Below are 11069 nucleotides of genomic sequence, written 5' to 3'. Positions count from 1 at the left end.
ACAACGCCGCTGGGGGTCCCCCCACGCCGTCAAGGCAGTGGGGGAGGGCGTGCCGGCCCCCGCGTCTGCGCCATGATCCGCCGGACAGGCCCTAGCCCCGCCGGTTCCGGGTCAGTCGGCGGGTGGGCCGCCGCGCCAGGAGGGGAGTGGTCGTTCTCCGACGGCCACCTCGTAGGCGGCTCGGGCCAGGAGGCGGGTGGAGTCGAGGGTGGGGAGCGGGGAGATCTCGGGTGTGATCAGGAGCGGGATCTCGGTGCACACGAGGGCGACGGCGTCGCATCCCCGCTCGGCCAGCTCGTTGATCACGCGCAGGTACTCCTGGCGCGAGGCCTCGGTGAGCACTCCTCTGACCAGTTCGTCGAAGATGATGCGGTTGAGTACCTCGCGGTCGTCGGGTTCGGGGAGCTCCATGGCGATCCGGCGCGCGGCGAGCGCGCGGGGGTGGACCGGGCCGTCCATGGTGTACTTCGTGCCGAGTACGGCGACCCGCTCGCGGCCGTCCCGGGCGGCCTGGTCGGCGACCACGTCGGCGATGTGCAGGCCCGGCAGGGCGAGGTCGGGGCCGGGGCGCTCCAGGGCCAGGTGCGCGGTGTTGTCGGGGCAGGCGAAGAAGGTGGCGCCGGCGCGGGCCAGTCGGTCCACACTCACGGCGAGAGTGCGCCGTACCGCGTCGTGGTCACCGGCGTCCCAGGCCGCCATGCTGTGGCCGAAGGCGATGTAGTCCAGTGTCACGTCCGGGTGCTCATGGCGGCCCGTCCGTGTGAACCCCTCCTCGCAGTAGGCCAGGAAGTTGAGCGCCGCGCCTCCCGTGCTGTGCGCCAGAATGCCGAAGTGCTGCATGTTCCTCATGGGGCCGTGTGGATCGGCGGCCGGTTCTCCGAGGCCGTCCTTGACCCAGGGAGCGTACCGCCGTCAACTCGCCCACGCCTGGAGGCGTTCGCCCGGCTCCTGCTCCCTGAGCAGGGCGAGCGACTGCTTCTCCAGCTGGCGGACTCGCTCGCGGGTCAGACCGATGTGTTCCGCGACCTCCTTGAGGGTGCGCTGGCGCCCGTCGTGGAGGCCGTAGCGGAGGCTGAGGATGAGCGCCTCGCGTGGCGCCAGGGTGTCCATGGCCTCGCGCAGTTCCTCGGCGAGCGCCTGGTACTCGGCGACTTCCGGAGCCTGGAGCACCTCGCTGTCGGGGATGAGGTCACCGACCACCGTCTCGCCGGTGTCGTCCACCGGCATGTCCAGACTGATCACCTGCCGGCCGACCCGCCTCAGCCAGGCGACCCGGTCCTCGGCGACGCCGCCGTCCCGGGCGACCTCCTCGACGGTGGGCTCGCGCCCGAGGTGCAGCTGGAGCTTGCGCTCGACCTTGGCGATCTTGTGCAGTTGCTCCACGACGTGCATCGGCAGCCGTACCGAGCGGGCGTGCGTGGCCAGGCCCCGTTCGATCGCCTGGCGGATCCACCAGGTGGCGTAGGTGGAGAACTTGAAGCCCTTGGTGTGGTCGAACTTCTCCACGGCCCTGATGAGACCGAGGTTGCCCTCCTGAATGACGTCGAGCAGGGGCAGACCGCGGTGGGCGTGCCGCTTGGCCATGGCCACGACGAGCCGGAGGTTGGCCCGCACCATGTGGTCCTTGGCCTCCTGGCCGTCGTGCACCGCGAGCTCCAGTTCCCGTCTGCGCTGGGGCTCGATCTCACGGCCGTCGCTCTCGGCCTGCGCCAGTTCCTCCGTGGCCTGCACGCCGGCCTCGATGCGCCGGGCCAGCCGTACCTCGTCCTCCGCGTCGAGCAGCGGGGTCGCCCCGACCTGCCGCAGGTACTGGCCCAGCAGATCGGGATCCCCGTCCGGCTCGGGTGCCGGATTGTGCCGCTTCGTGGCGCGGGCGGGGGCCCGCCGGCCGTCCGGTACGGACGCTGTCGTCTTCCGTGTCGCGGGAGCCATGGTCGCGCTCCTCATCTCCTCGCGATGTCCTCGCGTCCAGGATGGCCCGAGTACCCGGCGGTCCGGGGGCCGTGCCGGGCAACGAGTAAAGCAATCGTATGGTCTAGTCCAGTGCGAGGAAGGCGACGATCGCCTCGGTGAGCTCCGGGGCGACGGCTGCCGTCCAGTGGTTCCCGGGCACCACGGCTCTGCTGCCGTGCGGCAGTAGCGAGGCCAGCCGGTCGGCCGTGGCCGCGCGCTGGTCCTCGTCCCCGACCGCCACCAGGGTCGGCACCTGGAGGCGACCGATCAGTTCCACCGGAGTGGTGACGAGTGAATCGAGCACGTGGAGGAGCGCCACGGGGTCCGCGTCGGCCGCCCTCAGCCACTGCTCGGCCCGCCCTTCCGGTGAGTCCGGCGCGAACGTCCCGAATCCGGCCAGTACCCGCCGCTGGAACGCCCCGCCCTCCGCTCCGCCCCCGGCGCCGAGCACCTGGCGCAGGCCCTGGCCGGCGACCACCGCCCGGCCCGGCGTCGCGCCCCGCACCAGCGCCCTCACCACGACGCGCGCGCCGAGCGAATATCCCCCCAGGTCGTAGTCGTCCGGCCCGTGCAGCCCGAGGTGCTCGAGGAGGGCCAAGACATCGTCGGACAGGACGTCGGAGGGGTAGGCGGCGGCGTCGTGGGGTTTCGCGCTCGCGCCGTGCCCGCGGAGGTCCGGCATGATCACGCGGTGGCCGCGGGCCGCGATCGCCTCGGCCCTGCCTTCGCGCAGCCACAGGGTGGCGTCCCCGGTGAAGCCGTGCAGCAGGATCAGCGCTCTGCCCTCACCCACCGCCCGGGAGGCGAGGCGCACGCCGTCACGGCCGGGGAAGAAGGACGGAGCGGGATGGGGCATGTGCCGCAGCATAGGCGGCCCGGCATCCCCGCGTGGGCCTCGCGCCATCGCCACACGTCGGGCGGATCCGGGGCCTCCGTTTCAGCTGCCACCGGGCCTATGGACACGCCGAGTTGGTCTAGGCCAATATGCCGCCATGCCGACACCCAGCCTGCGCTGCGCCGTACGCAGTGCCCTCACCGCGCTCGTCCCCCTCGCGCTCATCGGCGCGCTCACCGGGCCCGCCCAGGCCGCGGCCCCGCGCACGGCGGCCGCGTGGCCCGATCCCGTCCCGGTCGTCACCCACGTCGACACCACCGACCCGGTCGTGTTCATCACCATCGACGACGGCTGGAACCACGACCCGGCCGCCCAGAAGCTGCTGCTCGACCGGCAGGTGCCCGCCTCGCTGTTCCTGCTGCCGGGTGCGTACGCGTACGACCCCGAGTACTTCCACACCCTGCTCGACCACGGCCGGTCCCGGGTCGAGAACCACACCGTCGACCACCCGGATCTGACCACGCTGGACGCCGCCGGGCAGAAGGCGGAGATCTGCGGGGCGCGCGACCAGGACCTCGCCGAGTTCGGCGACAGCCCGCTGCTGATGCGTCCGCCGTACGGGGCGTACAACGACACCACCCGGACCACCGCCCGTGCCTGCGGCGCCGAGGCGGTGGTGACGTGGACGTACGACCTCACCACCTGGACGGACCCCGTTCCGGTGCCCCGGCTGAAGCCCGGCGACATCATCCTGATGCACTTCAACGGGACCGTGGAGCAGGATCTGCGCCGGGTTTTGGACGCGGCCGCGGCGGCCGGGCTGAAGCCCGCCCCGCTGCGGGAGTACATCGGCGGGTGATGCCGGGACGGGAGGCGGCGGGCCCGCGGTGGATCAGGCGGCGCGCCGGAAGAGGGCGGCCCACAGGAAGGGTTCGCCGAAGTACGCGGACTCGGGCGGTTCGTCGCGCATGCGTCGCAGTTCGACCTCGGTGAGGTCGGAGAAGATCCGCCGCAGGGCCTGTGGGCTGTAGGCGAGCCCGCCGTGGAGGCGGGCGTCGCGGTAGAAGGCCGCGTCGGGCAGGCCGGACCCCCCGGCCGCCCCGTCCGTGAAGCAGGTGAGCGCGAAATGGCCGCCCGGCGCGAGGAGTTGGTCCAGCAGGGAGAGGTAGCTGATGCGGCGGTGGGGCGGCAGGTGGTGGAAGCAGCCCGAGTCGTGGATCAGGTCGTAGCCTCCGCTCAGCTCGGTGCCGGCCAGAGCGAAGGCGTTTCCCTGGTGGAACCGGACGCGGGCCCCGGCCGCACGGGCGCGTTCCTCGGCCCAGCCGATGGCCGCAGAGGAGAGGTCGACGGCGTCCACCTGGAAGCCGAGGGAGTCCAGGTACAGCGCGTTGCGTCCGGGTCCGCAGCCCAGGTCGAGCGCCCGGCCCGGGGTGATGAGTCCGCGGTCGACGTACGAGGCGAGACTCTCGTCCGGCTTGGCCACGAAGAACGGCACCGGTCTCGAACGGTCGCCGTAGAAGGCGTCCCACCAGCCGGCCGCGCCGCTCGTCCAGCGGTCGGCCTGAGGCGTGAACAGGTCGTCCAGGAGTCGCAGCACGTCCTCGACGGTACGGATGTTCCGGTCCATCCGGCCCCCTTTCCCGATGACCGGACAGTACGGCCGGACACCGCGAAATCCCAGCTCACGCCGTACGCCACGGAGGCGTGGACAGCTGATGGCGAGGCTCCGGGGAGTGCCGGCGGGCAGCGGCCCGGGCACCGCACGCGCGGCCACTCCTTCCCCCTCTGACGGGCGTCACGACGGGTTCCAGCGTGGAGCTCGGGCCGGTTTCTGAACTCTCTCCCGATGGTCGTGCCCGCGTGGCCGCCGCGGCCGGGTCCCGGTCCTTCTCAGGGAGTTGGCGTCCCCGTGGGAGCCGAGGTCGGCGCGGGCGTCGGGTCGGCGGCGGGCGCGAGTCCCGTGGTGGCCGGCGGTCGTGGCATGGACGCCACCTTCCGTACGGCGGAGAAGACGACGGGCAGGGCCGACGCGGGCGCGGCCAGGGCGCAGACGATCACGGCGAGGTGCAGGCCGAGCAGGTCGGCCAGGAGCCCGCCGGCCGCGGCGCCGAGCGGCATGGTCCCCCAGATGAGGAAGCGGTTGGCCGCGTTCATCCGAGCGAGGAGGTCGTCCGGGGTGGTGGCCTGGCGGAGGCTGACGGCGTTGACGTTCCAGACGCTGACGCCGATGGCGGTCACGGTGAACCCGAGGAGCAGCCAGGCGGTGGTGCCCGTACTCGGTGCCCAGGCGGCCAGCAGAAAGCCCGCGTTGAGGGCGGCACCGACCACGATGGCGGGCCCCACGCCGATCGAGGCGTTGAGCCGCGGGGTGAGGAGCGAGCCGGCGAGGTAGCCGAGTCCCGCCACCGCGAGGACGGTACCGACCGTGGCGGGCGACAGCCGCAGCTCACGGACGGCGTAGGTGAGGAAGACGGCCAGCAGTCCCTCGGTCCAGAAGTTCAGCCATGCCGCCCCGACGGCCAGCGGGCGGATGTAGGGATGGGTCAGGCAGAAGCGCAGCCCCGCGCGGACCTGGACGAGCAGGCCGCCGGACCGGGCCGCCGCCGTCGGTGACGGCACCGGGGGCAGGCCGCGCAGCAGGAGGGCGGAGACCCCGTAGCTCAACGCGTCCACCGCCAGCGCCACCGGCGCGGTGAGTGCCTGGACGAGGACGCCGCCGAGGGCGGGTCCGGACGTCTGGGCGGTGGCCCGCACCACCTCCAGCCGGGCGTTGGCAGGTGCGATCTGGTCGGGCCGGACCAGCGCGGGCAGCACCGAGAGCGAGGCGATGTCGAAGAACACGCTGAGCGCGCCCACGCCCAGCGCGACGACGTACAGCTGAAGGAGGGTCAGCACGCCGGCCAGTTGGGCGACCGGCAGGGTGGCCAGCAGCACGCCGCGGCCCACGTCGCAGAACACCATCAGCCTGCGCCGGGCCCAGCGGTCCGCCCAGGCGCCCGCGGGCAGGCCGAGCAGCAGGAAGGGCGCCGTTCCCGCCGCCGCGAGCAGGGCCACCTGGCCGGGCGAGGCGTGCAGCGCCACGAGGGCTGTCAGGGGGAGCGCGAGCACCGACACCTGTGTGCCGATCAGGCTCACCCCGGACGCCGCCCACAGGGCGCGGAATCCGTGCTGGGACCACACCGGGTGCCATCGCATGGTCTGCCGTCCTTCCAAGAGGGTTCGAAGGATTGACACCGTAGAAGCGTCACTCAAAGGTGTCAATCCTTCGATTGATCGCATCATGCGGTGTCAATCCAGGGAGGGCATTGAACGCACATGCCAGGTCTCCCGGCCCCGGAGAATGGCCCCAGCGAGCCGACGACCGCCCGACGAGCAGGACGAGCGGCCGATGTGGGTAGCCGTCGGGAGACCTCCAGGTGACACCGTGCTAGGGTGTCAATCTGTTTCCAGGGCGCTCGAATGACGCGTGAACGCTGCCCCGAGGTGAAGTCGATGCCGCAGAGTCCGTGGGTTCCCGGCCCCCTGCCGGAAGGCCGTCCCACGTATGTGGGGCTCGCGGACGTGCTGGCCGGCGACATCGCGCGCGGCCGGCTGCGGGCGGGTGACCGTCTGCCGACCCATCGCCACCTGGCCCGGACGCTCGGCGTGACCGTCGGCACCGTCGCCCGCGCCTACGCGGAGGCGGAGCGCCGCGGACTGGTCGGCGGCGAGGTCGGGCGGGGCACCTTCGTCCGCTCCGGGTTCGGACTGGCCGACGCCCCGGCCGCCACCGAGGTCGACCTGGCCTCGCTGCACCCGCCGATCACCGACGACGTCGACCCCGCCGCCCTGCTGGGTGCCACGCTCGCCGCGCTGGCCTGCGACCCCCGCGCACTGCGGTCGGTGACCGACACCGAACGCGGCAAGGACCTGCCGGCCCACCGCGCCGCCGCTGCCGCCTGGGTGGCCCGCGCCGGATTCCGGCCGCCGCCCGAGCGGGTCGTGCTGACCGCGGGCGCTCAGCACGCCCTGACCGCTGCGCTGCTGGCCGTGGCCGCGCCCGGCCAGGTGGCCACGACGCCCCTGACCAACCCGGGTCTCATCGCCGCCGCGCGGCAACTGTCCGTTCCGGTCGTGGCCGTCGAGAGCGACGAGGACGGGATGCTCCCGGACGCGCTGGCCGACGTGTGCGCCGCCGGCCGGGTGACGCTGGTGCACCTCCAGCCGACGCTGGCCAACCCGAGCGGGCGCACCATGCCCGCGTCCCGCCGCGCCGCCCTCGCCGAGGTGTGCGCCCGGGCGAACGTCTGGGTGCTGGAGGACGATCCGCTGGGGCCGCTGGCCGCGGAAGGTCCCGACCCGGTGGCCGCCCTGCTGCCGGACCGCACCTGCTTGGTGACCAGTACGGCGAAGGCGCTCGCGCTGGGCCTGCGGATCGGCGTGGTCGTCGCGCCGGAGGCGGCCGGTCCGGATCTGGTGGCGGCGGTGCGGGCGACCACCTGGCTCACCGCCCCCCTGCTGGGCGAGGTCCTCACCCGCTGGGTGGACGAGGGCACGGCCGACCGGATCGCCGGCGCCCGTCGCGCCGCCGTGCGCCGCCGCAACGCGATGGCCACCGAGATCCTCGCGGGCCTCGGCGTCCGCCCCGACCCGGCGGCCCCCCATCTGTGGCTGCCCCTGCCCGAACCCTGGGGTGTCGGCCAGTTCACCGCGGCGGCCCGCGACGCCGGCGTCCTGGTCTCCCCCGGCGACGAGTACACCACCAGCCGGCGGCAGAGCGCCTTCGGCGTGCGCGTCGGCCTCAACGCGGACGTCGACGACGACGCGCTGCGCCGGGCCCTGCTCAGCCTCGTGGGTCTGCTCCACACCAGCCCCCGCGGCCCGAACGGCTGACCGGCGCACGGCCCGTGTGCCGCTCACCCGTTCGCATCACGCCGCACGCCGCTGAGTTGCGCCGCCCATGGGCCGGCCACAGGCTCATGGGTGTACCGGCGGCCGGGCCCTGTTCCCGCCCGCCGCGGGAAGCGGATGGAGGAAGTCGATGGCGACGTGCGAAGTCTGCGGCAACGACTACGCGATGGCCTTCGAAGTACGAGCCGCCGGAGCGGTGCACGTCTTCGACAGCCTGGAGTGCGCGGCCCAGCGCATGGCTCCGAACTGCGACAACTGCAACTGCCGGATCCTCGGCCACGGGCTCCAGGCGGACGGACAGTTCTTCTGCTGCGCCCACTGCGCACGGCAGAAGGGTCACGCCCAACTGGTCGACCACGCCTGACCGGTGCGACGGCAGCGCCGGCGTACTGACGCGGCGGTGCGGAGGAGGCCACCATGGAGGAGTACTACGTCTGGGTGACGACACGCCGCCTTCGGCCGGGCGCCCTGGAGGAGTTCGAGGGGGCCTGGCGTCCCGAACCGTATCCGCGGGGTCTGCACCGCTCCTACGCGTACTGGTCGCAGGACGGGCAGGAGATCACCGGCGTGTCCTTCTGGGAGTCCCAGGAGGACTGCGACGCCTGGCGGTCCTCCGAGCCGGAGGCGCAGCGGCGCGCGGCCATGGCCCCGTACGTCGTGGAGGAGCGCGAGGGCTTCTACCGCGGCCGTCAACTCGCCGTTCCGCAGCGGTAGCCGTCGGGTGGCTGACAGCATGAGCGAGATCGTCGTCGTGTATGAACTCGACCGACCGGTGGCCACGCGCCCCACGACGGAGTCGGCGGGTGGTGAGCGACCGTCCGTCCACAGGGTGCACGCGGCGCCCACCGCCCCGGGCTCGCACACCGAGACGGGGCCGCGCACGCTGTGCGGTAAGGACACCTTCGCCATGGTGAGGGCTGCCCGGCAGCCGGCCGAGCAGCAGGAGACGCCCTGGTACCCGGAGGAGCACCGGGCCTCGGTCTGCCCCGACTGCGACGCCGTGATCGAGACGTGAGCGGCCACCCGGGGCCGTCGTGTTGCGCCACCTGGATGGGCTCCTGAGCCACGTGGATGGATGTGGCGTGCGGATCACCGGTCCGTGCCGTCGTCCGTGCTTCCATCGCGCCAGGAGGCACATCACATGGCTGACGACCCACAGCAGACCACCCGCTCCGTTCTCCCCGCGTCCCGGCGCCGCGTGCTCACAGTGGCCGCCCTGACGCCCGTCCTCACCGGGGTGCCGGGCACCGCGGGCGCCGTGTCCGCCGGGCGGACGGAGCACACGCCGGTCGAGCCGGTGATGACCCGGCTCACGGACTGGGCGGACGTGGGCAGGGCCCTCGGCCGGCCCGGCGACATGAAGCGGTTCATGTACCACACGGCCCTGCCCCGCCGGGACCTCACGGTCTTCTCCCACGGCATCCGGATCGACCCTGCCCTCGCCCTCGGCACACACGTGTCCTTCGTGCGCTACGCCGACCACAGCACGCTGCTCATGGGCGACGTGGTGGTCACGGAACGCGAACTGCAGGGCTTCATCGACGTCCTCCAGGGCCACGGGATCATGCAGACCGCCCTCCACAAGCACCTGCTGGCCCACGAGCCGGACGTGTGGTGGCTCCATGTGCACGCCCACGGCAACGATCCGGTGACCGTCGCCAGAGGTCTGCGCGCCGCCTTCGCCCACACCGGCACCCCGCCCGCCGAGCCGGTCACGGCCTCGCCGCCCGTCCGCCTGGACACCGCCGCGATCGACGCGGCGATGGGCGTCAAGGGCTACCCCGACGGCCAGATCTACAAGTGCACCTATGTACGCCGCGAGACCATCCTCGACGGCCACCTGATCCTGCCTCCCGGACTGGGCGCCACCACCTCCGTCAACTTCCAGCCGCTCGGCGGCGGACGGGCCGCGATCAGCGGCGACCTGGTGATGACCGCCGAGGAGGTGCAGCCCGTTCTCGTGGCGCTGCGGCGCGGCGGGGTCGAACTCGTCGAGGTCCACCACCACAACCTGACCGACGAACCGCGCCTGTTCTTCGTCCACTACTGGGCCGTCGGCGATGCCGTGCGGCTCGCCAGGGCCCTGCGCCGCGCCGTGGACACCACCAATGTCGTACCGATGTCCGGAGGAGCCGGCTGATGACCGGGGAGAAGGAAACGATCACCTGCCCGTTCGACTTCAGCGAAGCGCTGGAGTTCGACCCCGTGCTCGCGGACCTGATGCGCCGCGATTCCCCCGCACGGATCCGGCTCCCCTACGGTGATGCCGACGCCTGGCTGATCACCGGCTTCGACGCGGTCAAGCAGGTGACCACCGACCACCGGCTCAGCCGGGCGGGCATCGTCGGCCTCGACTACCCCCGGATGACCGCGGAGCCCATCGTCTCGCCCGAGTCGATCAACGTGATGGACCCGCCGCACAGCAGCCGCGTCCGCCACCTGGCCTCCCAGGCCTTCACCCAGCCGCAGGTCGACGCCATGCGGCCCCGTATCGCCCGGCTGGCCGACCTGCTGCTGGACGAGATGGAGCGGCAGGGCCCGCCGGCGGATCTGGTCCGGCATCTGTCCGACCCCCTCCCCCAGCACACCGTCCTGGACCTGCTCGGCATCGAACGGCAGGAGTGGCCCCGGATCCAGGAGTCCGTGCACCAGTTGCTCGTCGTCGGCGCGGACAACAAGGAGACCGCCGCGACCGCCAAGGCGGATCTGACGGCCTACTTCGCCAAACTCGTCGAACAGCGCCGTGACTCGCCCGGCGACGACCTCATCAGCGCGATGGCCGCGGCCCGGGACGGCGAGGAACAACTGGACGACAGGGAACTGGCGGTCATGACGCTGATGCTGGCGCTCAGCGGCCAGGACACGGCGACCTGCCAGATCAGCGACATCACCTATCTGCTGCTGACCCGTCCCGAGCTGATGGACCACCTCAGGAGCCGGCCGGAGACCCTGACCGACGTCCTGCACGAGCTGCTCCGCCACATCCCTTTCCGCAAGGGGGTCGGGATCCCCCGGGTGGCGCTGGAGGACATGGAGCTGGACGGCGCGCGGATCCGGGCGGGCGACTTCGTCCACGTGTCGTACCTGACGGCCAACCGGGACCCGGAGCGCTACCCGGACCCGCACGCCATCGACCTCGACCGGCCCACCAGCCCGCACATGACCTTCGGCTGGGGCGGGCACCGGTGCATCGCGATGCCACTGGCCATGGCGGAGCTCGAGGTGGCCATCGGCCGGCTCGTGGAGCGCTTCCCCGGTCTACGGCTCGCGGTGGCGCCCGAGGACGTGCGGTGGGACACGAAGACGATCCGGCGGTTCCCGCTGGAGCTGCCGGTGGCCTGGTAGCGGCCGGTCACGCGGGGCCCCCGTCGGCCATGCCGGGCCCATCGCC

At 72.7% G+C, this 11069-nt stretch carries 12 protein-coding genes; 7 read left to right on the top strand and 5 right to left on the bottom strand.

The annotated features are described in order from the left end of the window. Nucleotides 1-111: 111 nt before the first annotated feature. The 3 genes from ABZ484_RS31260 to ABZ484_RS31250 form a co-directional block, all read right to left on the bottom strand. Nucleotides 112-849, bottom strand: a complete 738-nt coding sequence (locus tag ABZ484_RS31260) for an amino acid racemase (protein WP_358869285.1) — start codon at nucleotides 847-849, stop codon at nucleotides 112-114. A 63-nt stretch (nucleotides 850-912) separates the two neighbouring features. Further along, entirely contained in the window at nucleotides 913-1932 is a 1020-nt protein-coding gene (locus ABZ484_RS31255; RefSeq protein ID WP_358869284.1) for a sigma-70 family RNA polymerase sigma factor, read from the bottom strand. A gap of 103 nt (nucleotides 1933-2035) precedes the next feature. Then, nucleotides 2036-2809, bottom strand: a complete 774-nt coding sequence (locus ABZ484_RS31250; RefSeq protein WP_358869283.1) for an alpha/beta fold hydrolase — start codon at nucleotides 2807-2809, stop codon at nucleotides 2036-2038. Between the two features lie 136 nt (nucleotides 2810-2945). Here ABZ484_RS31250 and ABZ484_RS31245 point away from each other — a divergent pair, with 136 nt between their 5' ends. After that, nucleotides 2946-3647, top strand: a complete 702-nt coding sequence (locus tag ABZ484_RS31245; protein ID WP_358869282.1) for a polysaccharide deacetylase family protein — start codon at nucleotides 2946-2948, stop codon at nucleotides 3645-3647. Nucleotides 3648-3680: 33 nt separating this feature from the next. Here ABZ484_RS31245 and ABZ484_RS31240 read toward each other — a convergent pair whose 3' ends face one another. Both ABZ484_RS31240 and ABZ484_RS31235 read right to left on the bottom strand, forming a co-directional pair. Continuing rightward, on the bottom strand, nucleotides 3681-4415 hold the full coding sequence (locus tag ABZ484_RS31240; protein ID WP_358869281.1) for a class I SAM-dependent methyltransferase: 735 nt from the start codon (nucleotides 4413-4415) through the stop codon (nucleotides 3681-3683). A 263-nt stretch (nucleotides 4416-4678) separates the two neighbouring features. After that, the gene (locus tag ABZ484_RS31235; protein WP_358869280.1) at nucleotides 4679-5983 is read right to left on the bottom strand and encodes an MFS transporter; all 1305 of its coding nucleotides are present in this window, start codon (nucleotides 5981-5983) and stop codon (nucleotides 4679-4681) included. A gap of 297 nt (nucleotides 5984-6280) precedes the next feature. Between ABZ484_RS31235 and ABZ484_RS31230 the strand changes: the two genes are divergently transcribed. The 6 genes from ABZ484_RS31230 to ABZ484_RS31205 all read left to right on the top strand — a co-directional run bounded on the left by ABZ484_RS31230 (nucleotide 6281) and on the right by ABZ484_RS31205 (nucleotide 11023). Further along, nucleotides 6281-7660, top strand: a complete 1380-nt coding sequence (locus tag ABZ484_RS31230; RefSeq protein ID WP_358869279.1) for a PLP-dependent aminotransferase family protein — start codon at nucleotides 6281-6283, stop codon at nucleotides 7658-7660. Between the two features lie 148 nt (nucleotides 7661-7808). Beyond that, nucleotides 7809-8042 carry a hypothetical protein gene (locus tag ABZ484_RS31225; protein ID WP_358869278.1) on the top strand — a complete coding sequence of 78 codons (234 nt, stop codon included), beginning with the start codon at nucleotides 7809-7811 and terminating at the stop codon, nucleotides 8040-8042. A 53-nt stretch (nucleotides 8043-8095) separates the two neighbouring features. Next, nucleotides 8096-8392 carry a hypothetical protein gene (locus ABZ484_RS31220; RefSeq protein ID WP_358869277.1) on the top strand — a complete coding sequence of 99 codons (297 nt, stop codon included), beginning with the start codon at nucleotides 8096-8098 and terminating at the stop codon, nucleotides 8390-8392. A gap of 19 nt (nucleotides 8393-8411) precedes the next feature. Next, nucleotides 8412-8693: a hypothetical protein gene (locus ABZ484_RS31215; RefSeq protein ID WP_358869276.1), complete on the top strand. Its 282-nt coding sequence runs from the start codon at nucleotides 8412-8414 to the stop codon at nucleotides 8691-8693. Nucleotides 8694-8819: 126 nt separating this feature from the next. Next, nucleotides 8820-9818: a DUF1259 domain-containing protein gene (locus ABZ484_RS31210; RefSeq protein ID WP_358869275.1), complete on the top strand. Its 999-nt coding sequence runs from the start codon at nucleotides 8820-8822 to the stop codon at nucleotides 9816-9818. Then, nucleotides 9818-11023, top strand: coding sequence for a cytochrome P450 (locus tag ABZ484_RS31205; RefSeq protein WP_358869274.1), 1206 nt, complete (start codon nucleotides 9818-9820; stop codon nucleotides 11021-11023). The genes ABZ484_RS31210 and ABZ484_RS31205 overlap by 1 nt, the downstream gene beginning before the upstream one ends. The last annotated feature ends 46 nt before the right edge of the window (nucleotides 11024-11069 follow it).

Source organism: Streptomyces sp. NPDC006393 (assembly GCF_040628575.1).
GTDB lineage: Bacteria > Actinomycetota > Actinomycetes > Streptomycetales > Streptomycetaceae > Streptomyces.
Note: the sequence above shows the minus strand (reverse complement) of the source record. Positions and strands in the feature narration are given on the sequence as shown.

Coding starts and splice junctions, on each gene's coding strand:
- ABZ484_RS31260 (WP_358869285.1), bottom strand. CDS start 849: ATGAGGAACATGCAGCACTTCGGCATTCTGGCGCACAGCACGGGAGGC.
- ABZ484_RS31255 (WP_358869284.1), bottom strand. CDS start 1,932: ATGGCTCCCGCGACACGGAAGACGACAGCGTCCGTACCGGACGGCCGG.
- ABZ484_RS31250 (WP_358869283.1), bottom strand. CDS start 2,809: ATGCCCCATCCCGCTCCGTCCTTCTTCCCCGGCCGTGACGGCGTGCGC.
- ABZ484_RS31245 (WP_358869282.1), top strand. CDS start 2,946: ATGCCGACACCCAGCCTGCGCTGCGCCGTACGCAGTGCCCTCACCGCG.
- ABZ484_RS31240 (WP_358869281.1), bottom strand. CDS start 4,415: ATGGACCGGAACATCCGTACCGTCGAGGACGTGCTGCGACTCCTGGAC.
- ABZ484_RS31235 (WP_358869280.1), bottom strand. CDS start 5,983: ATGCGATGGCACCCGGTGTGGTCCCAGCACGGATTCCGCGCCCTGTGG.
- ABZ484_RS31230 (WP_358869279.1), top strand. CDS start 6,281: ATGCCGCAGAGTCCGTGGGTTCCCGGCCCCCTGCCGGAAGGCCGTCCC.
- ABZ484_RS31225 (WP_358869278.1), top strand. CDS start 7,809: ATGGCGACGTGCGAAGTCTGCGGCAACGACTACGCGATGGCCTTCGAA.
- ABZ484_RS31220 (WP_358869277.1), top strand. CDS start 8,096: ATGGAGGAGTACTACGTCTGGGTGACGACACGCCGCCTTCGGCCGGGC.
- ABZ484_RS31215 (WP_358869276.1), top strand. CDS start 8,412: ATGAGCGAGATCGTCGTCGTGTATGAACTCGACCGACCGGTGGCCACG.
- ABZ484_RS31210 (WP_358869275.1), top strand. CDS start 8,820: ATGGCTGACGACCCACAGCAGACCACCCGCTCCGTTCTCCCCGCGTCC.
- ABZ484_RS31205 (WP_358869274.1), top strand. CDS start 9,818: ATGACCGGGGAGAAGGAAACGATCACCTGCCCGTTCGACTTCAGCGAA.